Origin of the sequence: Streptomyces laurentii (assembly GCF_040635425.1) — a bacterium.
GTDB classification, from domain to species: Bacteria; Actinomycetota; Actinomycetes; order Streptomycetales; family Streptomycetaceae; genus Streptomyces; species Streptomyces laurentii.
Genome location: NZ_JBEYHT010000011.1, coordinates 78,136 through 99,549, shown reverse-complemented (window position 1 = coordinate 99,549; position 21,414 = coordinate 78,136). Strand labels below are relative to the sequence as shown.

The 21,414-nt window shown below is 72.5% G+C and carries 19 protein-coding genes and 1 riboswitch; of the genes, 14 read left to right on the top strand and 5 right to left on the bottom strand.

Annotated elements, in window-relative coordinates; all coding sequences use genetic code 11:
• The first annotated feature begins 9 nt into the window (after positions 1–9).
• The gene (locus ABZ693_RS10080; RefSeq protein ID WP_359875314.1) at positions 10–474 is read left to right on the top strand and encodes an Lrp/AsnC family transcriptional regulator; all 465 of its coding nucleotides are present in this window, start codon (positions 10–12) and stop codon (positions 472–474) included.
• 397 nt (positions 475–871) lie between these two features.
• Here the strand turns inward: ABZ693_RS10080 and ABZ693_RS10075 are convergent, their stop codons facing one another.
• Entirely contained in the window at positions 872–1,444 is a 573-nt protein-coding gene (locus tag ABZ693_RS10075; RefSeq protein ID WP_359875313.1) for a Repetin, read from the bottom strand.
• 334 nt (positions 1,445–1,778) lie between these two features.
• On the opposite strand from ABZ693_RS10075, the gene ABZ693_RS10070 reads away from it, so the two are divergent.
• Positions 1,779–2,591 carry a carbon-nitrogen hydrolase family protein gene (locus tag ABZ693_RS10070; protein ID WP_359875312.1) on the top strand — a complete coding sequence of 271 codons (813 nt, stop codon included), beginning with the start codon at positions 1,779–1,781 and terminating at the stop codon, positions 2,589–2,591.
• 142 nt (positions 2,592–2,733) lie between these two features.
• On the top strand, positions 2,734–4,431 hold the full coding sequence (locus ABZ693_RS10065; protein ID WP_359875311.1) for a flavin monoamine oxidase family protein: 1,698 nt from the start codon (positions 2,734–2,736) through the stop codon (positions 4,429–4,431).
• 35 nt (positions 4,432–4,466) lie between these two features.
• Here ABZ693_RS10065 and ABZ693_RS10060 read toward each other — a convergent pair whose 3' ends face one another.
• The 3 genes from ABZ693_RS10060 to ABZ693_RS10050 form a co-directional block, all read right to left on the bottom strand.
• Complete coding sequence (locus tag ABZ693_RS10060) at positions 4,467–5,264, bottom strand: DUF5995 family protein (protein ID WP_359875310.1); 798 nt, start codon at positions 5,262–5,264, stop codon at positions 4,467–4,469.
• 73 nt (positions 5,265–5,337) lie between these two features.
• Positions 5,338–6,732 carry a uracil-xanthine permease family protein gene (locus ABZ693_RS10055; RefSeq protein ID WP_359875309.1) on the bottom strand — a complete coding sequence of 465 codons (1,395 nt, stop codon included), beginning with the start codon at positions 6,730–6,732 and terminating at the stop codon, positions 5,338–5,340.
• Positions 6,733–6,874: 142 nt separating this feature from the next.
• Positions 6,875–8,080: an MFS transporter gene (locus ABZ693_RS10050; protein WP_359875308.1), complete on the bottom strand. Its 1,206-nt coding sequence runs from the start codon at positions 8,078–8,080 to the stop codon at positions 6,875–6,877.
• Positions 8,081–8,269: 189 nt separating this feature from the next.
• On the opposite strand from ABZ693_RS10050, the gene ABZ693_RS10045 reads away from it, so the two are divergent.
• Entirely contained in the window at positions 8,270–9,436 is a 1,167-nt protein-coding gene (locus ABZ693_RS10045; protein ID WP_359875307.1) for an ROK family transcriptional regulator, read from the top strand.
• A gap of 221 nt (positions 9,437–9,657) precedes the next feature.
• On the opposite strand, the gene ABZ693_RS10040 is transcribed toward ABZ693_RS10045, so the two are convergent.
• Positions 9,658–12,039 carry a chitinase C-terminal domain-containing protein gene (locus ABZ693_RS10040; protein WP_359875306.1) on the bottom strand — a complete coding sequence of 794 codons (2,382 nt, stop codon included), beginning with the start codon at positions 12,037–12,039 and terminating at the stop codon, positions 9,658–9,660.
• A gap of 301 nt (positions 12,040–12,340) precedes the next feature.
• Positions 12,341–12,471: riboswitch (FMN riboswitch) on the top strand.
• Between the two features lie 185 nt (positions 12,472–12,656).
• Between ABZ693_RS10040 and ribD the strand changes: the two genes are divergently transcribed.
• From ribD to ABZ693_RS09990, 10 genes are all read left to right on the top strand, one after another.
• Positions 12,657–13,760 (top strand): bifunctional diaminohydroxyphosphoribosylaminopyrimidine deaminase/5-amino-6-(5-phosphoribosylamino)uracil reductase RibD, encoded by a 1,104-nt coding sequence (gene ribD / locus ABZ693_RS10035; protein WP_359875305.1) that lies wholly within the window; start codon positions 12,657–12,659, stop codon positions 13,758–13,760.
• 2 nt (positions 13,761–13,762) lie between these two features.
• Positions 13,763–14,371: a riboflavin synthase gene (locus tag ABZ693_RS10030; protein ID WP_359875304.1), complete on the top strand. Its 609-nt coding sequence runs from the start codon at positions 13,763–13,765 to the stop codon at positions 14,369–14,371.
• A 56-nt stretch (positions 14,372–14,427) separates the two neighbouring features.
• The gene (locus tag ABZ693_RS10025; RefSeq protein WP_359875373.1) at positions 14,428–15,006 is read left to right on the top strand and encodes a nicotinamide mononucleotide transporter family protein; all 579 of its coding nucleotides are present in this window, start codon (positions 14,428–14,430) and stop codon (positions 15,004–15,006) included.
• A gap of 26 nt (positions 15,007–15,032) precedes the next feature.
• The gene (locus ABZ693_RS10020; protein ID WP_359875372.1) at positions 15,033–16,334 is read left to right on the top strand and encodes a bifunctional 3,4-dihydroxy-2-butanone-4-phosphate synthase/GTP cyclohydrolase II; all 1,302 of its coding nucleotides are present in this window, start codon (positions 15,033–15,035) and stop codon (positions 16,332–16,334) included.
• 76 nt (positions 16,335–16,410) lie between these two features.
• Entirely contained in the window at positions 16,411–16,896 is a 486-nt protein-coding gene (ribH, locus tag ABZ693_RS10015; protein WP_359875303.1) for a 6,7-dimethyl-8-ribityllumazine synthase, read from the top strand.
• 34 nt (positions 16,897–16,930) lie between these two features.
• Positions 16,931–17,203 (top strand): phosphoribosyl-ATP diphosphatase, encoded by a 273-nt coding sequence (locus ABZ693_RS10010; RefSeq protein ID WP_359875302.1) that lies wholly within the window; start codon positions 16,931–16,933, stop codon positions 17,201–17,203.
• A gap of 89 nt (positions 17,204–17,292) precedes the next feature.
• Positions 17,293–18,141: an ATP phosphoribosyltransferase gene (gene hisG, locus ABZ693_RS10005; protein WP_359875301.1), complete on the top strand. Its 849-nt coding sequence runs from the start codon at positions 17,293–17,295 to the stop codon at positions 18,139–18,141.
• A gap of 81 nt (positions 18,142–18,222) precedes the next feature.
• Complete coding sequence (locus ABZ693_RS10000) at positions 18,223–18,675, top strand: PH domain-containing protein (RefSeq protein WP_359875300.1); 453 nt, start codon at positions 18,223–18,225, stop codon at positions 18,673–18,675.
• Positions 18,676–18,990: 315 nt separating this feature from the next.
• Positions 18,991–20,331, top strand: a complete 1,341-nt coding sequence (locus tag ABZ693_RS09995) for a hemolysin family protein (RefSeq protein ID WP_359875299.1) — start codon at positions 18,991–18,993, stop codon at positions 20,329–20,331.
• Positions 20,328–21,404, top strand: coding sequence for a hemolysin family protein (locus ABZ693_RS09990; protein WP_359875298.1), 1,077 nt, complete (start codon positions 20,328–20,330; stop codon positions 21,402–21,404). The genes ABZ693_RS09995 and ABZ693_RS09990 overlap by 4 nt, the downstream gene beginning before the upstream one ends.
• The last annotated feature ends 10 nt before the right edge of the window (positions 21,405–21,414 follow it).

Genomic DNA, 21,414 nt, shown 5'->3' with positions numbered 1-21,414 from the left:
CCACCCGTAGTGCGACTCAACGACCTCGACGAACGCATCGTCCACGCCCTCGCCGAAGACGCCCGGCGCAGCTTCGCCGACATCGGCTCGCTGGTCGGCCTCTCCGCCCCCGCAGTCAAGCGGCGCGTGGACCGGCTCCGGGCCGAGGGCGCCATCACCGGCTTCACCGTACGGGTGGACCCGGCGGCGCTCGGCTGGGAGACCGAGGGGTTCGTCGAGATCTTCTGCCGCCACAACACCTCGCCGGAGGACATCCGGCGCGGCCTGGAGCGGTACCCGGAAGTGGCGTCCGCGTCGACCGTCACCGGTGACGCCGACGCCCTCGTCCAGGTCTTCGCCTCCGACATGCGCCACTTCGAGCGCGTCCTGGAGCGCATCGCGGGCGAGCCCTTCGTGGAGCGCACCAAGTCCGTCCTGGTGCTCTCGCCGCTGCTGCGGCGCTTCTCCTCGGGCTCGCCCTCGTCCCCCTCGTAAGCCCGCGACCGGGGTCCTCCGCCGGGGTCTTCCGGCGGAACGAGGCCAGGCGATACGAGGCGGTGCGGGCCGTGGTTCCCGCACCGCCGTCCTCGCCCGCCCACCCCCGTGGGGCGGTCTTCAGGCCGGGTCCGGAAAGGCTCTCCCCCCAGGGCTTCGCCTGGGAGGTGCCCCCAGCCCGCGACGCCTGGCGCGCACTCCCCCGTAGCCCTTCGGGCACGGGAGGTGCCACCACGCCGCGTTGTCGGAGTCGCCCCAGCACGTCCAGTACGAGGGCGATCCTCCGCCTTGCGATCGCGGCTCGGCATCCGAAGGACGAATGAAGCGCCGAGACGGAGCGAGCGAAGCGAGCGCAGTGCACCAGACGCCGCGGGCCCTGCCTTCCGGGCGGACGGCGCTACTTTCCGGACACGGCCTCGGAACCCGGGTACTCCGGTATCCACGGCAGCACCCGGAAATCACCCGTACCCGCCAGCACCTGCTCGAACGGCGGCGCCGACTGGCACGGAGGTACGTTGCCCTTCTTCGGGTCCTGGGTCATCCAGCTGTAGCCCAGCCGGTCGTTCGTGCCGTCGTCCAGCACCGAGACCCCGACCCGGGCGCCCTTGAACGCCTTCACGTCGGTCTCCACCACCCGCCCGGTCACCACGGCCACCGGGCCGCCCGTGACCAGGCAGTCCACCGTCGCCACCGCGTATCCGCCCTTGCCCTGGACGTAGTGGCTGAAGCGGAACGTGCCCGTCGCCGCCTGCGGATTCATGGTGTCCGGCGCGGCCAGGTGGGCGTCGAAGGAGAACGTGATGTCGTCCCCGGCCGGGCGGTAGAGCTTCGCCGTCCCGGTCAGGGCCGCGGCCTCCCGGGCGCCGGGCTCCTCGCCCGGCCCGGTGCCGGTCGCGGCGGCCGACCCCGCGGCGCCCGCGGTGAGGAGCAGGGCGGCGGCGACGGCGGCGATCTTCGTACGGCGGTTCATGGCCTCGTGGTCCTCTCGGCAGACCGTCCGGCCCCCTCGACCGGATGCCCTCACTCTTCCGCGTCGCCCCCCGTCCGGGCATCGCGCCGGGGGACGGTGCCGCTCTCCCCCGTACGGCGGGGGAGGGGTCCTGCCAGGGGCGGAGCCGGCCGGTCCGGCCCGACGCAACGAATCGCCGTCAGGGCCGAAGATCGCGCAACGGTTCGGCGGTCGGTCCGCAACGGACGCGCCTTGTCGCGGCCGAACGCGGAAACGTACCGTTCTTGGCAACCTCCCCGGCGACCCCGCGCTTTCGCGTGCGGTCGACCCTGCCCCCGACCTGCGAGGACCGCCCATGCCCGCGCTGCGCACGGCCCTGCTCCAGAGCTCCGGCGAGCCCGGCGACGTGGCCGCCAACCTCACGGTCCTCGACGAGGCCGCGGCCCGCGCGGCCCAGGCCGGTGCCGGACTGCTGCTCGCGCCCGAACTCTTCCTCACCGGCTACGCGATCGGCGACGCCGTGACCCGGCTGGCCGAGACCGCCGACGGCCCGTCCGCCCGCGCGGTCGCCGCGATCGCCGCCCGCCACGGGCTGGCCGTCGGCTACGGCTACCCCGAGCGCGACCCCGGGCGGCCCGGCGTCCTCTACAACGCGGCCCAGCTCTTCGGCTCCGACGGCGCGCCCCTCGCGCACTACCGCAAGACCCACCTCTTCGGCGAGGGCGAGCGGAGGTGGTTCACCCCCGGTGACGCGAGCGTCGTCCAGGCCGTCGTCGGCGGCCTGACGGTCGGCCTGATCATCTGTTACGACGTCGAGTTCCCCGAGAACGTCCGGGCGCACGCGCTGGCCGGCACCGATCTGCTGCTGGTCCCGACCGCCCTCATGCACCCGGCCGAGATCGTCCCCGAGGCCGTCGTGCCCGTGCGGGCCTTCGAGAACCAGCTCTACCTCGCGTACGCCAACCGGACCGGCCCCGAGGGCGACTTCGAGTTCGTCGGCCTGTCCACGCTCGCCGGGCCCGACGGTACCGCCCGGGCCCGCGCGGGCCGGGGCGAGGAGCTGGTGTTCGGCGACGTCGACCCCGCGTTCCTGGCGGCCTCCCGCGCGGAGAACCCGTATCTGCGCGACCGCCGTCCCGGCCTGTACGGCGCCCTCACCGAAGCCTGAACCGGCCGGATCTCCCGACCTCGGCCCCGGCCCGCGCCCAAGCCGGATCTCACCCCGCGCCCGAGCCTCCCCGCGCGTCCCGCCGCGCGCCCCGCTTCTCCTCACCTGCCTCACCCGTATCCGTGCAAGGAGTCCGTACCCCATGACGTCCACGGTGCCCACCGCCGTCCAGCACACCGACGGCCAGCCGCCGATCACCATGTTCGGCCCGGACTTCCCGTACGCCTACGACGACTTCCTGGCCCACCCCGCGGGCCTCGGCCAGATCCCGGCGCCCGAGCTCGGCGCCGAGGTCGCCGTGATCGGCGGCGGTCTGTCGGGGATCATCGCCGCGTACGAGCTGATGAAGATGGGCCTCAAGCCCGTCGTCTACGAGGCGGACCGGATCGGCGGCCGGCTGCGCACCGTCGGATTCGAGGGGCCGGAGACCGAGGGCCTGAGCGCCGAGATGGGCGCGATGCGCTTCCCGCCCTCCTCCACGGCGCTCCAGCACTACATCGACCTGGTGGGCCTGACGACCACGCCGTTCCCGAACCCGCTGGCCGAGGCCACCCGCTCGACCGTCGTCGACCTCAAGGGCGAGTCGCACTACGCCGAGACCATCGACGACCTGCCGCAGGTCTACCGGGACGTCGCCCGGGCGTGGAACGACTGCCTGGAGGAGGGCGCCGACTTCTCCGACATGAACCGCGCCCTGCGCGAGCGCGACGTGCCGCGCATCCGCGAGATCTGGGCCCGGCTCGTCGAGAAGCTCGACAACCAGACCTTCTACGGCTTCCTCTGCGAGTCCGAGGCGTTCAAGTCCTTCCGGCACCGCGAGATCTTCGGCCAGGTCGGCTTCGGCACCGGCGGCTGGGACACCGACTTCCCCAACTCCATCCTGGAGATCCTGCGGGTCGTCTACACCGAGGCCGACGACCACCACCGCGGCATCGTCGGCGGCTCGCAGCAGCTGCCGCTGCGGCTGTGGGAGCGCGAGCCGGAGAAGATCACGCACTGGACGCCGGGCACCTCCCTGCGCTCCCTGCACGAGGACGGCGAGCCGCGGCCGGCCGTCACCCGGCTGAACCGCGCCGCCGGCAACCGGATCACCGTCACCGACGCGTCCGGCGACATCCGTACGTACCGCGCGGCGATCTTCACCGCCCAGTCCTGGATGCTGCTGTCCAAGATCGCCTGCGACGACTCGCTCTTCCCGATCGACCACTGGACCGCGATCGAGCGCACCCACTACATGGAGAGCTCCAAGCTCTTCGTGCCGGTCGACCGGCCGTTCTGGCTGGACAAGGACGAGAAGACCGGGCGGGACGTCATGTCGATGACCCTCACGGACCGGATGACCCGGGGGACGTACCTGCTGGACGACGGCCCGGACAAGCCGGCTGTCATATGCCTGTCGTACACGTGGTGCGACGACAGCCTGAAGTGGCTGCCGCTGTCCGCCGCCGAGCGGATGGAGGTCATGCTGAAGTCGCTCGGCGAGATCTACCCGGATGTCGACATCCGGTCGCACATCATCGGCAACCCGGTCACGGTCTCCTGGGAGAACGAGCCCTACTTCATGGGCGCCTTCAAGGCCAACCTGCCGGGCCACTACCGCTACCAGCGCCGTCTGTTCACGCACTTCATGCAGGACCGGCTGCCCGAGGACATGCGGGGCATATTCCTGGCCGGCGACGACATCTCGTGGACGGCCGGCTGGGCCGAGGGCGCGGTGCAGACGGCGCTCAACGCGGTGTGGGGCGTGATGCACCACTTCGGCGGGACGACCGACGCGTCCAACCCGGGACCGGGCGACCTGTACGACGAGATCGCCCCGGTCGAGCTGCCGGAGGACTGACCGGCGCTCGGGCCCGGAGCGGACGAAGGGGCGGGTCAGGGCCGCCGGGCGAGCGGCGTGAGCAGCATCCGCCCCACCAGGCCCACCGACCGGTCGAGGCGCTCGGCGAACTCCTCGGCCAGCGCGGGCAGCCGGCGGATCTGCCACAGCGACCGGGCCGCGAGCCAGGCCCCGTCGCGGGCCCGCTCCAGGCTCCAGCAGCCGAGCAGATGGGTGAGCGGGTCCGTGACCTCCAGCAGGTCCGGGCCCGGCATCAGCTCTTCCCGTACCCGCTCCTCCATGAGGACGAGGACATCGCCGACCCGGTCGAACTCGTCCTCCAGGTCGGCGGGCGTACAGTCCAGGGCCCGGCTGGTGTCGACGACCGCGAGCGCCAGGTCGTGCCCGATGTGCGCGTTGATCCCGGCGAGCGCGAACTGGAGCGGCAGGACCCCGGGATGGCGCCGGTAGTCGAACAGCGGCCGCCAGCAGGCGGGGGGCGCGACGTCCGCCGCGACGGCGTCGACGGCCGCGAGATAGCGCTCCGCGAACCGTACGTCGAGGGTGGTGGCGGCCTTCCGGTCGGCGAAGGCGCCCGCCTCGATGGCCCGGCCGATCTCCTCGGTGACGGTCAGATAGACCCGGTTGAACACGGCCACCCCGTCGGCCGGGCTCCAGGCCGTGCGCAGCGCCCGCAGCCGGTCCACCACGGGGTCGACCGCGAGGAACGGTCCGATCGGCCCGGCGTCCCACCCGTCCGCCGGGCCGGCCGACGGCTCGGCGTCGGGCGGCCGGGTGAGCCGCTCGGGGGACTGCGGGGAGGACTGCCGGGAGGACTGCCGGGTCTGCGCCATGAGGGCAGATTCGCAAAAGCCGGGCCCGGGAGGGAACTCCACAGGCCCGGCTTCCCCGGATCGGACGAATCCGTCAGTTCTTCGACGCGTCCTCGCCGCCGCTCTCGTACGAGCTGGTACCGGAGTCGAGCAGCGGCTCCTGCTGCTTCATGTGGGCCGGGGCGAAGGCGCGCAGCACGTGGTAGCCGGTGATGACGACCAGGGTGCCGAGCGCGATGCCGCCCAGCTCGAAGGTGTCGGTGAAGGTCAGCTTCACGCCGCCGACGCCGATGATGATGCCGGCCGCGGCGGGCACCAGGTTGAGCGGGTTGCGCAGGTCGACCTTGGCGTTGATCCAGATCTGGGCGCCGAGCAGGCCGATCATGCCGTAGAGGATCACGGTGATGCCGCCGAGGACACCGCCGGGGATGGCGGCGACGACCGCGCCGAACTTCGGGCACAGACCGAACAGCAGCGCGAAGCCGGCCGCGGCCCAGTAGGCGGCGGTGGAGTAGACCCGGGTGGCGGCCATGACGCCGATGTTCTCGGAGTACGTGGTGTTCGGCGGGCCGCCCACGGCGGTGGACAGCATGGAGCCGACGCCGTCGGCGGCGATGGCGGTGCCGAGCTTGTCGTCCAGCGGGTCCCCGGTCATCTCGCCGACGGCCTTGACGTGTCCGGCGTTCTCCGCGATGAGCGCGATGACGACGGGCAGCGCGACGAGGATCGCGGACCACTCGAAGGTGGGGCCGTGCAGGGACGGCAGACCGAACCAGTCGGCCTTGGAGACACCGGAGAGGTCCAGCCGCCAGTGGTCGGTGACCTGGCCGCTCGCGGACACCGAGTGGATCTTGCCGAAGACCAGGTCGGACAGCCACGAGATGCCGTAACCGAAGATCAGGCCGAGGAAGATCGCGATACGCGACCAGAAACCGCGCAGGCAGACCACCGCGAGTCCGGTGAACAGCATCGTGAGCAGGGCCGTCCACTGGTCCTGCGGCCAGTACGTGGACGCGGTGACCGGCGCCAGGTTGAAGCCGATCAGCATGACGACGGCGCCGGTGACGATCGGCGGCATGGCCGCGTGGATGATCCGCGCGCCGAACTTCTTCACCGCGAGGCCCGCGAGGAACAGCGCCGCGCCGACCACGAACACGGCGCCGGTCACGGTGGCGCTGGTGCCGCCGGAGGCCCGGATCGCGGCGGCGACACCCACGAAGGAGAGCGAGCAGCCCAGGTACGAGGGGACGGTGCCGCGGGTCGCGAGCAGGAAGATCACGGTGGAGACACCGGACATCATGATCGCGAGGTTCGGGTCCAGCCCCATGAGGACGGGAGCGACGAAGGACGCGCCGAACATCGCGACCACGTGCTGGGCGCCGAGTCCGATCGTCCGCGGCCAGGTCAGCCGTTCGTCCGGCCGGACGACGGCCCCGGGAGCGGGTGTCTTCCCGTCGCCGTGCAGGGTCCAGCGCACGCCGAGGCTCATGTGGTCGCTCCAGTTCTCAGGGTCCGGTGACGGCCGGCCCCGCCGTGTCGGGACCGAAAAAGATCAGCCATATGGTAATGCCGCACGGCACGCCCGACCGACCAGTGAGTACGGCGGTTCCCCGACCCGGTGATCCTGCCCGTCAGCGGACCTGCTCCGAGGCCCGCGACGGGGCCCCTCCGGCGGCCTCGCGGGCCCGGGTCCGGAGTACTCCCGCACCGAGCACCAGACCGAACGCGAGCAGGGTGACCAGCGAGAACGAGACGACGAGACTGGTCGCGTCGGCGATCCCGCCGATCGCCGACGGGGCGATGAGCCCCGAGGTGTACGTGATGGTCGCCACGCCCGCTATCGCCTGGCTCGGGTTCGGGCCGCTGCGCCCGGCGGCGGCGAAGGCGAGCGGGACGACGACCGCGACCCCGAGCCCGATCAGTCCGAATCCGGCCATCGCCAGGGCGGCGTGCGAGGCGGCCACCACGAGTACCCCGCCGACGGTGGCGACCAGACCCCCGACCCGTACCGTACGCACCGCGCCGAACCGGTCCACGATCCGGTCGCCGGCCAGCCGGGCCACGGCCATGGTGAGGGCGAAGGCGGTGGTGGAGGCGGCCGCCAGGCCGGCGGAGGTGCCCAGCTCGCCCTTGAGGTAGACGGCCGACCAGTCCATGCTCGCCCCCTCCGCGAACACCGCGCAGAACCCGACGGCGCCGATGATCAGCGCGGACTTCGGCGGCAGCGCGAAACGCGGCGGGGCCTCCTCCTCGGGCGAGCTGCGCAGGTCGAGCACGCCCTGGCAGCACACCAGGCCGAGCGCGGTGAGGATCAGCGCGGCCATCAGATGGTGCAGCCGGGCGTCCGCGCCGAGGTGCGCGGCGAGCGTGCCGGCGGCCGAGCCGATCAGCGCGCCCGCGCTCCACATACCGTGCAAGCCGGACATGATCGAGCGGCCGAGCCGGGTCTCGGTCTCCACGCCGAGCGCGTTCATGGCGACGTCGGACATGCCGGCGGTGGCGCCGAAGACGAGGAGCGCGGCGCACAGCGTGTAGACGTTGGGCGCGAGCGAGGGCAGCGTCAGGGCGAGCGTCCACAACGCGAGCAGTCCGCGCAGGGCCGTTCGGGCGCCGAGCCGGTGGCTGATCGCGCCGGCCAGCGGCATCGCGAGCGAGGCGCCGATCGCGGGAAAGGCGAGCGCGAGCCCGAGCTGGCCGGCGCCGACGTCCGCGTGCTCCTGGATCCAGGGGATCCGGGTCGCGAAACTGCCGGTGACCGCGCCGTGGACGCAGAAGACGGCGGCGATCGCGTACCTGGCCCGCCGCAGTCCTGGTGTGATGCCGATCCTGTCCGCCATCGGTCCGTCCCTCCCTGGAACCCCTGGATACGAGTGTGCGCAGCGCGAGGCGCGGCGCGCGCCGAACTCGTGCCGGGCCCCGCGCCGAGTCCACGCCGACTCCGCGTCGCGTAAACTATCAGGAACCCTGCCTGATAAATAGAAGTGCGGGAGCGCCGGACCCGCGCGGGCATCTGAGAGGATCACCGCATGGCCGCATCCCCGAGCACCGCCCGGGCCCTCAACGACCGGCTCGCCCTGCGTCTGCTCCAGGACGCGGGCCCGTTGACGGCGACCCAGCTGAAGACGCTCACCGGGCTCTCCCGCCCCACCGTCGCCGACCTCGTGGAGCGGCTGCAGAGCGGCGGCCTCGTGCACATCGTCGGCGAGACCGGAGCCCAGCGCCGCGGCCCCAACGCCCGGCTGTACGGGATCGTGGCCGACCGGGCCCACCTCGCCGCGCTCGACGTACGCACGCGTTCCGTCTCCGTCGTCGTCTCCGACCTGCTGGGCACCACGCTCGCCGAGGCGACCCTGCCCATCGGCGACGGTGCCGGAGCCGCCCCCGGACCCGCCGCCGAACAGGCCGTGGCACTCCTCGAACGCACCGCCCGCGCGGCCGGCGCCGCCCGGCTGCACAGCGTCGCCGTCGGCGCGCCCGGCCTCATCGACCCGGCCACCCGCCAACTGCGGGACACCGCCAAGCTCCCCGAATGGCACCGGCTGCTGATCGCCACGCTCCAGCAGCGGCTGCCCGCCACCGTCCTGGTGGAGAACGAGGTCAACCTGGCCGCCGTCGCCGAACTCCGCGAAGGCGCGGCCCGGGGCGAGAACGGCGGCGAGGGCGTGGGGCAGGCCGGCGGCCGGGACACCTTCGTCCTGCTCTGGCTCGGCCAGGGCATCGGCGCCGCCGTCGTCCTCGACGGACGGCTGCGCCGCGGCGCCTCCGGAGGCGCGGGCGAGATCGGCTTCCTGCCGGTGCCGGGCACCTCCGGGCTGCCCTCGGCCCACGGCTGCGACGGCGGGTTCGACGAACTGGCCTGCGCCGCGTCCATCGACGCCCTGGCCCGTACCCACGGCCTGGACCCGGCCACCGCGCTGGAGTCGGCGCATCCGGCCTTCCTCGACGCACTCGCCGGCCGGCTCGCCCTCGGCGCCGCCTCGGTCGCCGCCGTCCTCGACCCCGGCTGCGTGGTCCTCGCCGGCGAGACCGGCCACCGCGGCGGCCCGGCCCTGGCCGCCCGGGTCGAGGCCCGCCTCGCCACGCTCTCCCCGTTGCGCACCGAGGTCCGCGCCACCACGCTCGGCGACACCGCGATCCTGCGTGGCGCCCTCCTCACCGCCCGCGACGCGGCTCAGGACGCCCTCTTCCCGTAACCCGGACACCCGTAACCCGGACACCCGTAACCCGGACACCCGTAACCCGGACACCCGTGATCCGGACACCCGTAACCCGGACACCCGGATACGACACGTCCGCGCCGCGCCCCGGGATGGAGGGGCGCGGCGCGGACGCGGGGCGGAGAGGGGGCCCGGCGACGGCAAGGGCCGTGGGAAACCGCCGCCGGGGGTCTCAGGTGCGTTCCGTCAGCGGACGGTCAGCAGGCGCCGAGGTCCTGCCAGACGCCCCAGTCGCCGGTCGTGCCCGGCTCCTCGTTCTGGGTCCACCACTTGGCCTTCCAGCCGTGGCCCTTGTGGGACACGGTCTGGCCCGCGTTGTAGACGGAGCCGGCCGTGTACGCCGGGGCGGCGCAGCCCGTGGGCGGGGTGGTCGGCGGCGTCGTCGGAGGCGTGGTGGGCGGGGTCGTCGGGGGAGTGGTCGGCGGAGTGGTGGGAGGCGTGGTCGGCGGGGTCGTCGTCCCCGGCTCCACCGTCGTCGTGCCGCGCGCCAGGTCCCCGGTGAGCGCGTACGCCGTCCCGCCGATGGTCACGGTCCAGTTCGACGGGGTCGACACCGGCAGGTAGTAGTTGAACGACAGGTCCACCGTCGCGCCCGGGGCGAGCGACTGCCACGCCGGGAGCTTCAGCGACACCCGCTGGAAGTCGCCCTTCAGGCCGCCCACGTTGCTGCCCGTGTGACCGCTGGCGATCACCTTCGTCCCGAAGCCCGACTGGTCGGAGGCGTTGTTCGGCGCCGACGTGCCGTAGTCGAACTGGAACTCCGTGCCGCCCGGCAGCGCCGTCGCCGTGTTGTTGGTGATCCGCAGCTTCGGGGTGATCGGGTAGTTGGAGTCGCCCAGCTTGAAGTCGGTGAACTCCACGCCCACGTCGACGGCCTGGGTGGGCAGCGTCGTGCCCGCCTTCTTCGCGCCGTACGGGGCGGCCGCCTTGAACTTGTCGTACATCAGCGAGGTGAGCGTCGAGCCCGGCTCGTACTGGCCCTTGGCCGCGTTCCAGCCGTAGTCGCCGGCCAGCTCCCACACCATCGTGCCGCCGATGCCGCGGTCGACGACGTAGTCGGCCTTGGCGCCCACCGACTGCTCGTCCTCGGTGGAGAGGAAGACCTTCTTGTCGGCGTTCCACAGCCACGGGGCGACCAGCGTCGCGTCGTACTTACGGGCGTAGGCGCCGGTCAGCTTGGTGTCGGCGGGGAAGCCGTAGCGGGTGACGTAGTCGCCGACGATCCCCTTCTCCAGGTTCTTGGCGTGCCACATCGGGTTGGAGCCGGCGGGCGACTCCTTGCCCGCGGTGTCCTTGTCGTGCCACAGGTTGTCGATGCCGGAGGCGCCGTCGCCGCACTTGGTCAGGCCGGAGCCGGCCGGACAGCCGGTCGTGGCGGCCTTGCCCCACAGACCGTCGGTGCCGCCCTGCACGTTCTTGAAGCCGCGGGTGTAGTACGGCAGGCCGATGTTGATCCGGCCGGACGGCATCGAGCCGCGGAAGTAGTGGTAGGCCCAGTCGGTGTTGAGGTAGCCGAGGGAGCCGTACTGCGCCGAGCCGTAGACGTTGGCGGCGGCGAGCTCGGCGTCCTTGCCGTCGTCGAAGAGCGAGGCGTTCGGGCCGACGTACTCGTTCCAGGCGCCGTGCAGGTCGTAGGACATGATGTTGACGTAGTCCAGGTACTTCTGCATCTGGAACGTCTCCATGCCGCGCAGCAGATAGCCGGAGGAGGGCGCGGCGACGGTCAGCATGTAGTGCTTGCCGTCGGTGGCGCCGGCCCGGTCGAGCTTCTCGCGCAGCGACTTCATCAGGACCGCGTAGCCCTGGACGAGGCCCGCGCGGCGCGCGTTGGAGAGCTGCCAGTCGAGCGGGTTGCCCGAGTCCTTCATCGTCGTCGGGTACTCGTAGTCGATGTCGACGCCGTTGAAGCCGTACTTCCGGATGAAGTCGACGGCGGAGTTCGCGAAGGTGTCGATGCCGGCCAGGTTGACCGAGCCGTCGGCGTTGGTGGCCATCGAGTAGAAGCCGCCGGAGTCGACCCGCTTGCCGCTGTCGTCGAAGTAGCCGCCGGTCTCGGCCCAGCCGCCCACGGAGATCAGGGTCTTCACGTTCGGGTGCTGCTTCTTGAACTTGTTGAGCAGGTTGAAGTGCCCCTTGTAGGGGTACGCGGGGTCCATCTCGGCGCCCGCGACACCGGGCCAGGTCATCCCGGTGGCCGCGTTGTCGGGGCCGTCGGTGCCCACGGACAGTTTGTTGTCGCCGCCGACGTGGCCGAAGGCATAGTTGAGGTGGGTGACCTTGTCCCACGGGATGTCGGAGGCCAGATAGGCGGGCTCGCCGTTCTTGCCGGTGCGCCAGCCGGTGAAGTAGCCGATGACGCGGCGCTGGTGGTCGGCGCCCATCTTCTCGCGGCCCTCGGTGTCGTAGACCGAGCAGTAGGGGACGTCGACGCCGGGCGTCTTGTACAGGCCGTCGGGGCGGCAGGACGCGTTGTCGGCGGCGTACGAGACGCCACCCGAGGCGAGGGAGCTGATCAGCAGTCCGGCGACGGCCGCGCCGGAAGTGAGCAGCGAGGCCCTCTTCTTCGTGGGGGAGAGCACGATCGGTTCCTCCAGGGGAGGTCGGGCGAACACAACGAACAAGGGGGGTGGGTCGTGTGGGGCCCGCGGAGTGCGCACACCGCTGGTCCGTACCTCGGAGGTGACACGGAGATTAAGAGGACTAGACCAGTGCGTCAATAGGTCTGGACCAAAGGCGTAAGGCCGGGCGGTGCCGGGTGACGGCGGGCGGCGACGGTCGACGACGGTCGGCGATCCGCTCGATATGTGAGTCGGGCCACAGGCGGACACCCGGGGGGTCGGTCCCCTTGCGGGCCGTGGCAGACTGGGCCTGTATCAGCAGCAGCGCACTCCGGGGTCGGTGTAATTCCGAACCGGCGGTTATAGTCCGCGACCCGTCCGCAGCCAGCGGCCGGTTGACCAGGTGAGATTCCTGGACCGACGGTGAAAGTCCGGATGGGAGGCAGTGCGCGGCGGGTGACCCCTCTTCCAGGGGTGTGCCGGCCGTACGTCCGCTGGTCGCCGTACCCGCTCCGGCGGGTCCACGTGGCGTACCAGAGGATCCGGCCTTCGGCGCACCCTGCGCGAGGAGTCGTTTCCGCTTTTCTGTCGTCATCGACAGGCCCCGGAGTCCGTGCCCGAAGAGGCAGGAGGACCCGGTGGCCACCCAGGCCGACATCACCGCCATGCGACGTGCGATCGCGCTCGCCGCCCGCGGTCTCGGCTTCACCAGCCCCAACCCCGTCGTCGGCTGTGTCGTCACCGACGCGTCCGGCCACCCGGTCGGCGAGGGCTGGCACCAGCGCGCCGGCGGCCCGCACGCCGAGGTCCACGCCCTCGCCGCGGCCGGTTCCGCGGCCCGCGGCGGCACCGCGTACGTCACCCTCGAACCCTGCAACCACACCGGTCGCACCGGCCCCTGCGCCCAGGCCCTGATCGAGGCCGGGATCGCCCGGGTCGTGTACGCGGTCGGGGACCCGAACCGCGAGGCCACCGGCGGTGCCGACACCCTGCGCGCGGCCGGGACCGAGGTCGGGCAGGGGCTCCTGGAGGACGAGGCCGAGGCCGGCAACCTGGCCTGGCTCACCGCCGTACGCCACGGCCGCCCCTTCGTCCGCTGGAAGTACGCCGCCACCCTCGACGGCCGGATCGCCGCCGCCGACGGCAGCTCCCGCTGGATCACCTCCGCCGCGTCCCGCGCCGAGGTCCACCGGCTGCGCGCCGAGGCCGACGCGGTCGTGGTCGGCGGCGGCACGCTCCGCGCCGACGACCCGCACCTCGCCGTCCGCGGCATCGAGGGCGCCGCCCAGCCGCTGCGGGTCGCCCTCGACACCCGCGCCGGCGTGCTGCCCACCGCCCGGATCCTCGACGACGCCGCGCCCACGCTGCTGGTCGTCGGCGAGGACGCCGACACCCGGCACCTGCCCGGCGTCGAGCTGCTCCGGCTGCCCCTGCGTGACGGCCGCATCGGCGTCGACGAGCTGCTTTCCGGGCTGTACGCGCGCGGTGTCCGCTCCGTCCTCCTCGAAGGCGGCCCCACCCTCGCGGGCTCCTTCGTCGCCGCGGGCGCCGTCGACCAGGTCGTCGGCTATCTCGCCCCGGTCCTCCTCGGCGCGGGCCCCGCCGCCCTCGCCGACGCCGGAATCAACACGATCACGCGCGCGTTGCGCCTCGACGTCACCGACACCGCGCGCGTGGGATCCGATCTCCGTATCACCGCCGTTCCCACCGCCTCTGCCGTCCCGACCCCCAAGGGAGCCTGACCGTGTTCACCGGAATCGTCGAAGAACTTGGCGAGGTCGTCGCCGTCGAGCAGCTGACCGACGCCTCCCGCTTCCGACTGCGCGGCCCCCTGGTCACCGAGGGCGCCCGGCACGGCGACTCGATCGCCGTCAACGGCGTCTGCCTCACGGTCGTGGAGACCGCCGACGGCGAGTTCACCGCCGACGTGATGGCCGAGACCCTCAAGCGCTCCTCCCTCGGCGCCCTGGAGCCCGGCTCCCGGGTCAACCTGGAGCGGCCCATGGCCGTCGGCGGACGTCTCGGCGGCCACATCGTCCAGGGCCACGTGGACGGCACCGGGACGATCCTGAAGCGCGAGCCCTCCGAGCACTGGGAGGTCGTCACCGTCGGCCTGCCCGCCCCGCTCGCCCGCTACGTCGTCGACAAGGGCTCCATCACGGTCGACGGCGTCAGCCTCACCGTCGTCGAGGCCGGCGACGACCGCTTCACCATCAGCCTCATCCCCACCACCCTCGCCCTGACCACGCTCGGCATCAAGCAGCCCGGCGACCCGGTCAACCTCGAGGTGGACGTCATCGCCAAGTACGTCGAGCGGCTGCTCGGCCCGAACGCACAGGAGAACGTCAAGTGAACTGGCTCAACTCCGAGGCGTTCGTCGTCTTCGGCCAGCACATCCTGTGGTCCGACATGATCGGCAACACGATCGGTCTGCTGGCCCTCGCCCTCGGCTGGCGCCGCTCCATCCTCACCTGGCCCGCCCAGCTGCTCTCCGGCATCGTCCTCGTCGGCGCCTACGCCTCCGCCCACCTGTCCGGCGGCGTCGGCAAGCAGCTCCTCGTCATCGGCGTCGCCGCCTGGGGCTGGTGGCAGTGGAACCGCGGCAAGCAGCAGGCCCAGGACGGCTCCCTCGCCGTCCGCTTCGCCACCTGGAAGGAGCGCGGGCTGCTGCTGGCGGGCGCGGCCCTCGGCACCCTCGCCGTCGGCGGCCTGTTCACCCTCTACCCGTCGCTTTCCTGGAGCCCGTGGGCCGACGCGTACATCTTCGTCGGCACCCTCGTCGCGATGGTCGCCCAGGCCCGTGGCCTGATCGAGTTCTGGTTCGCCTGGCTCCTCGTCGACCTCGTCGGCGTCCCGCTCGCCTTCCACAGCGGCCTCGCCTTCTCCGGCCTGGTCTACGTCGTCTACTTCGCCCTCGTCGTCTGGGGCATGCGCGACTGGTGGCTCCGGTCGCGGACCGTCCCCGCCCTGGAAGGAGCCCACGCGTGAGCACCCACCTGTCGTCCGCCGGCCCCCTGTCCTCCGACGCGCTCCCCGCGGACACCACCAGCCGGTTCTGGGACACCACCGACCTCGCCCTCGACCCCGTCGAGCAGGCCGTCGCGGACATCGCCGCCGGCCGTCCCGTCGTCGTCGTGGACGACGAGGACCGCGAGAACGAGGGCGACCTCGTCATCGCGGCCGAGAAGGCCACCCCCGAGATCGTCGCCTTCATGATGAGCGAGTGCCGCGGTCTGATCTGCGCCCCCATGGAAGGCGACGAACTCGACCGCCTGCGGCTGCCGCAGATGGTCGAGCAGAACACCGAGGCGATGCGGACCGCCTTCACCGTCTCCGTCGACGCCGCCCCCGTGCACGGCGTCACCACCGGCATCTCGGCCGCCGACCGCGCCACCACCCTGCGGATGCTGGCCGCCGGCACGTACGAGCCCGGCGACTTCGTCCGCCCCGGCCACGTCTTCCCGCTGCGCGCCCGGTCCGGCGGCGTGCTGACCCGCCCCGGCCACACCGAGGCAGCCGTCGACCTGGCCCGGCTCGCCGGACTCCGCCCGGCCGGCGCGATCGTCGAGATCGCCGGCGAGGACGGCGTGATGCTGCGACTGCCCGAGCTGGTCCCGTTCGCCCGCAAACACGGCCTGACGATCATCTCCATCGAGGACCTGATCGCCTACCGCCGCTCCGCCGAGCCCCTCGTCCGCCGCGAGGCCGAGGTCCGGCTGCCGACCGCGTACGGCGAGTTCACCGCGTACGGCTACCGCTCCACCACCGACGGCGTCGAGCACGTCGCCCTCGTCCACGGCGACCTCGGCGACGGCCGGGACGTCCTCGTCCGGGTCCACTCCGAATGCCTGACCGGCGACGTCTTCCACTCGCTGCGCTGCGACTGCGGCCCCCAGCTGGAGGCGGCCATGGAGCGGATCACCGAGGCCGGCCGCGGTGTCGTCGTCTATCTGCGCGGCCACGAGGGCCGCGGCATCGGCCTGCTGTCCAAGCTCCGCGCGTACGAACTCCAGGAACGCGGCCGCGACACCCTCGACGCCAACCTGGAGCTCGGCCTGCCCGCCGACGCCCGCGACTACGCGGCCGGCGCGCGGATCCTCGCCGACCTCGGCGTGCGCGGCCTGCGGCTGCTCACCAACAACCCCGACAAGACCGCCGCCCTCACCCGGCACGGCCTCGACGTCACCGGCCGCGAGCCCATGCCGGTCCAGGCGGGCGAGCACAACCTCGGCTACCTGCGCACCAAGCGGGACCGGATGGGCCACGACCTGCCCTGGCTGGACCCCACCCCGGCCGGCACCCACCCCCACCAGTAACCCCGGCACCCCGCCCCTTTCACGAACGGCGAGGGGCGGGGCACCGCATCACAGGCACAACCCGGCAAGGAGAGACATGAGCGGCAAGGGCGCACCCGTCCTCAGCGTGAAGACCTGCGGTGACCTGCGGGTCGCGGTCGTCGCGGCCCAGTGGCACGAGAAGATCATGGACGGCCTCGTCGACGGCGCCCTGCGCGCCCTCACCGAACTCGGCATCGAGGAGCCCACCCTGCTCCGCGTCCCGGGCAGCTTCGAACTCCCCGTCGTGGCCAAGGTGCTCGCCGGGCGCGGCTACGATGCGGTCGTGGCACTCGGCGTCGTCATCCGCGGCGGCACGCCGCACTTCGAGTACGTGTGCCAGGGCGTCACCAACGGCCTGACCCAGGTCGCCGTCGAGACCGGCGTACCCGTCGGATTCGGCGTCCTGACCTGTGACACCGAGGAGCAGGCCCTGGACCGGGCCGGCCTGGAAGGGTCCCACGAGGACAAGGGCCACGAGGCCGTGACCGCCGCCGTCGCCACCGCGACCGCGCTGCGCACGGTGAGCGAACCCTGGCGCTGAGGCGCGCCGTCGTACCCCGTACCCTTAGGACATCATGGCGAACAAAACCTTCGAAGAGCTCTTCACCGAGCTCAAGAGCAAGGCCGAGACCGGCGACCCGGCGACCTCCCGTACCGCGGAACTGGTCGGCAAGGGCGTCCACGCCATCGGCAAGAAGGTCGTCGAGGAGGCCGCCGAGGTCTGGATGGCCGCCGAGTACGAGGGCAACGAAGCCGCCGCCGAGGAGATCTCGCAGCTGCTGTACCACGTCCAGGTGATGATGGTCGCCCGCGGGATCTCGCTCGACGACGTCTACGCCCATCTCTGATCCCGCCGCCCCTCCCCGAAGGGGCCGCCGGACCGGAACCACCCCACCCCGCACGACGTACGACCTCTGAGGCAAAGGAAGCCCACCCCATGCTGCGCATCGCCGTCCCCAACAAGGGTTCCCTCTCCGGACCTGCGATGGAGATGCTCCATGAGGCGGGCTACCGGCAGCGCAAGGAGTCCAAGGAACTCGTCACCGTCGACCCCGACAACGAGGTGGAGTTCTTCTACCTCCGCCCCAAGGACATCGCGATCTACGTGGCGTCCGGCCGGCTCGACATCGGCATCACCGGCCGCGACCTGCTCCTGGACTCCGGAGCCAACGCCGAGGAGATCCTGCCGCTGAACTTCGGCCGCTCCACCTTCCGCTACGCCACCCGCCCGGGCACCGCGACCGGTCCCAAGGACTTCCACGGCATGACGATCGCGACCTCCTACGAGGGCATCGTCGGCAAGCACCTCGCCGAACAGGGCATCGACGCTGCCGTCGTCCACCTCGACGGCGCGGTCGAGACCGCGATCCAGCTGGGTGTCGCCCAGATCATCGCGGACGTCGTCGAGACCGGCACGAGCCTGCGCAACGCCGGCCTGGAGGTCATCGGCGAGCCGATCCTCACCTCCGAGGCCGTCGTCGTCCGCCGCGCCGGCGCCCCCACCGACGACCCCAAGGTGCAGCAGTTCCTGCGCCGCCTCCAGGGCGTCCTGGTCGCCCGCAGCTACGTGATGATGGACTACGACTGCCGCGCCGAGCACCTGGAGCAGGCCGTCGCCCTCACCCCCGGCCTGGAGTCCCCGACCGTCTCCCCGCTGCACAACGAGGGCTGGGTCGCCGTCCGCGCGATGGTGCCGTCCCGCGAGGCGCAGAAGGTCATGGACGACCTGTACGAGCTGGGCGCCCGCGCCATCCTCACCACGGCCATCCACGCCTGCCGGCTCTGAGCCGCGCCGGGGGCCACCCCGCGCCGACGACTTCACGCCGACGTCCTCACGCCACCCCGTACCGAAAGCCGGAACACCCGCATGTCCGACACCAGCGCACCCGCCCTTCCGGTCACCTTCCGGCCGGCCCGCACCCGGGTCGTCCTGCTGACGAGTGGGGTGGCGATGTTCGTCGTCATCAGCGCCGTCGGCCTGATGCTGGATTCGCTGTCGCCGGGGGAGCGGATGAGCTTCGTGTTCGTCGCCGCGCTCTTCGCGGGTGTCCTGGTCATGCTCAGCCGTCCCAAGGTCGTCGCCGACGACGACGGCGTGACCGTGGTGAACATCACCCGGGTCCGCCGGCTCGCCTGGGCCGAGATCCTGCGGGTCAACCTGCGCCCCGGCGATCCGTGGGTGTTCCTCGACCTGAGCGACGGCACCAGCCTGCCGGTGCTCGGCATCCAGCCCGGCATCGCCAAGGGCCGGGCCATAGAGGACGCGAGGGCTCTGCGGGCCCTCGCCGACAGCCGGGGCACCGGGCGCGAAGGCGCCTGATCCGGCCTCGGGACCCGGGGCGGTCAGAGCCGCGCACAGGGGCCGACGAGGGGGCGCGCGGACCGGGGGAGACCCCGAGCCGACCCCGTACCGGACCCTGATCCGTCCCCCATCCGGGGCCGACCCCCTGCCCGGGACGGCCCGCACGTGACTACTCTTGATGGCGGTGGTGCCGAGCGGCGCCACCGTCTCGCGTGTGCAGGGCCGCCCGCCGGCGGCCCGCGAGGCAGACCTTCGACCCGAGGAGTGACTCCCTCCGGCAATGGACGGATCGTCCGGTAGTACCTGCGCCGCCCCCTCGTCCGAGGCGGCGGCATGATCGTCTCTCTCCTGCTGCTCCTCGCAGCTTTCCTCCTGATCCTCGCCAACGGCTTCTTCGTGGCCGCCGAGTTCGGCCTCGTCACCGTGGAACGGGCGGACGCCGAGCGCGCCGCCGCCGAAGGCGACCGCCGCGCCCGCACCGTCGTCACGGCGCTGCGCGAGCTGTCCTTCCAGCTTTCCGGCACCCAGCTCGGCATCACCATCACCTCGCTCGTCACCGGCATGCTCGCCGAGCCCGCGATCGCCGGGCTGCTCGACGGACCGCTGAGCGCCACCGGCCTCCCGGACGGCGCCGTCTCCGGCATCGCCGTCCTGATCGGCATGCTGCTCGCCTCCGCCGTACAGATGGTCGTCGGCGAACTCGTGCCGAAGAACTGGGCGGTCTCCCGGCCGCTGCAGGTCGCGCGCTTCGTCGCCGGCCCGCAACACGTCTTCTCCAGCCTGTTCCGTCCGGTGATCTCCGCGCTGAACACCGTGGCCAACCGGCTCGTCCGGCTCTTCGGCGTCGAACCGGCCGACGAGCTCGACTCGGTCCGCACCCCGCGGGAGCTGGTCTCCCTCGCCCGCCACTCGGCCCAGGCCGGCGCCCTCGAACAGGACACCGCCGACCTCTTCGTCCGGACCCTGACCCTCGGCGGCCTCACCGCCGACCAGGTCATGACCCCGCGCGTGAAGGTGAGCGCCCTGCAGTCCGACGCGACCGCGGCCGACGTGCTCAACCTCACCCGGGCCACCGGTCTGTCCCGCTTCCCGGTCTACCGCGAGCGGATCGACGAGATCGTCGGCATGGTCCACCTCAAGGACGCCCTCGCGGTCGTACCGAAGGAGCGGCACCGGGTCCCGGTCGGCCGGATCGCCGTCCCGCCGCTGCTCGTCCCCGAGTCGCTGCCCGTCCAGGCCCTGCTCGAACGGCTCCGCCGCGAGCAGCCCATCGCGGTCGTCGTCGACGAGTACGGCGGCACCGCCGGCGTCGTCACCCTGGAGGACATCGTCGAGGAACTCGTCGGCGAGGTCCGCGACGAGCACGACACCGCCGCCGACGCGCGGCCCGAGCTCGCGCCCGTGCCCACCGACGACGGCTCCCAGATCTGGGAGGCCGACGGCTCCTGCCGGGTGCACACCCTGCGCCGGATAGGACTCGACGTGCCCGACGGCCCGTACGAGACGGTCGCCGGGCTCGTCGCCGACCTGCTCGGCCGCATCCCCGCCCCCGGCGACCGCGCCGAGCTGCCCGGCTGGCGGCTCTCGGTCCGCCAGGTCGACCGCTACCGCGCCGAACGCGTGCGCCTCATGCGCATCGCCCCGGTGCCCGTCGCCGCGGAGGCGGTCCGATGAGTCTCCTGCCCCTGCTCTTCGCCGTCCTGCTGGTCCTCGCCAACGGCTTCTTCGTCGGCGCCGAGTTCGCGCTCGTCTCCGTCCGCCGCAGCCAGATCGAACCGCTCGGCGGCGCCCGCGCCCGCCAGGTCCTCCACGGCCTGGAGCACCTGCCGCAGATGATGGCCGCCGCCCAGTTCGGTATCACCGTCGCCTCCCTGACGCTCGGCGCGGTCGCCGAGCCGACCGTGGCCCGGCTGCTCGAACCCGTCTTCCACGCCGTCCACGTCCCCGAGGGCCTGATCCACCCCCTCGGCTATGTGATCGCGCTGGCCGTGGTGGTCGTCCTGCACCTGGTCATCGGTGAGATGGTGCCGAAGAACCTGGCCATGGCCGACCCCGAGCGCACCGCCCTGCTCCTCGGCCCCGGCCTGGTCGCCTTCGCCCGGGTCTGCCGGCCCGTCACCGCCGCCCTCGGCGCCTGCGCCGCGCTGGTCCTGCGGGCCTTCAAGGTCGAGCCGAAGGACGAGGTGGAGGCCGTCTTCACCAGCACGCAGCTCGGCCGGCTCGTCGAGGACGCCGGCCAGGCCGGACTGCTCGACCCGGCCGAGCAGGAGCGTCTGGAGGACGCCCTGGAACTGGGCACCCGCCCGGTCACGGACGTCCTCATACCGGCGGCCGCGCTCGTCACGGTCTCCCCGTCGGCCACCCCGCGCGAGATCGAGGAGCTGACCGTACGGACCGGCTACTCCCGCTTCCCGGTGCGCGCCGAGGGCCGGGGCACCCTCATGGGCTTCGTGCACGTGAAGGACGTCCTCGACCTGGAGGACCGGGAGCGCGCGCTGCCCCAGCAGGTGTGGCGCCCGCTGGCCACGCTCCGGCCGGAGCTGCCGCTGGACGACGCGCTCACCGTGATGCGCCGGGCCGCCACGCACCTGGCGCAGGTCGCGGACGCCTCCGGCCGGGTGCTCGGCCTGGTCGCCCTGGAGGACGTCCTGGAGATGCTGGTCGGCGAGGTCCGCGACCCCGCCCACCGGGTCGTGGCGCCCGCGTCGCACCCGGACCCGCGGACGGCGCAGGCCCTGGCGAGCTGAGCCGACGCCC

Coding starts and splice junctions, on each gene's coding strand:
- ABZ693_RS10075 (WP_359875313.1), bottom strand. CDS start 1,444: ATGAACCGCCGTACGAAGATCGCCGCCGTCGCCGCCGCCCTGCTCCTC.
- ABZ693_RS10070 (WP_359875312.1), top strand. CDS start 1,779: ATGCCCGCGCTGCGCACGGCCCTGCTCCAGAGCTCCGGCGAGCCCGGC.
- ABZ693_RS10065 (WP_359875311.1), top strand. CDS start 2,734: ATGACGTCCACGGTGCCCACCGCCGTCCAGCACACCGACGGCCAGCCG.
- ABZ693_RS10060 (WP_359875310.1), bottom strand. CDS start 5,264: ATGGCGCAGACCCGGCAGTCCTCCCGGCAGTCCTCCCCGCAGTCCCCC.
- ABZ693_RS10055 (WP_359875309.1), bottom strand. CDS start 6,732: ATGAGCCTCGGCGTGCGCTGGACCCTGCACGGCGACGGGAAGACACCC.
- ABZ693_RS10050 (WP_359875308.1), bottom strand. CDS start 8,080: ATGGCGGACAGGATCGGCATCACACCAGGACTGCGGCGGGCCAGGTAC.
- ABZ693_RS10045 (WP_359875307.1), top strand. CDS start 8,270: ATGGCCGCATCCCCGAGCACCGCCCGGGCCCTCAACGACCGGCTCGCC.
- ABZ693_RS10025 (WP_359875373.1), top strand. CDS start 14,428: ATGATCGGCAACACGATCGGTCTGCTGGCCCTCGCCCTCGGCTGGCGC.
- ribH (WP_359875303.1), top strand. CDS start 16,411: ATGAGCGGCAAGGGCGCACCCGTCCTCAGCGTGAAGACCTGCGGTGAC.
- ABZ693_RS10010 (WP_359875302.1), top strand. CDS start 16,931: ATGGCGAACAAAACCTTCGAAGAGCTCTTCACCGAGCTCAAGAGCAAG.
- hisG (WP_359875301.1), top strand. CDS start 17,293: ATGCTGCGCATCGCCGTCCCCAACAAGGGTTCCCTCTCCGGACCTGCG.
- ABZ693_RS10000 (WP_359875300.1), top strand. CDS start 18,223: ATGTCCGACACCAGCGCACCCGCCCTTCCGGTCACCTTCCGGCCGGCC.
- ABZ693_RS09995 (WP_359875299.1), top strand. CDS start 18,991: ATGATCGTCTCTCTCCTGCTGCTCCTCGCAGCTTTCCTCCTGATCCTC.
- ABZ693_RS09990 (WP_359875298.1), top strand. CDS start 20,328: ATGAGTCTCCTGCCCCTGCTCTTCGCCGTCCTGCTGGTCCTCGCCAAC.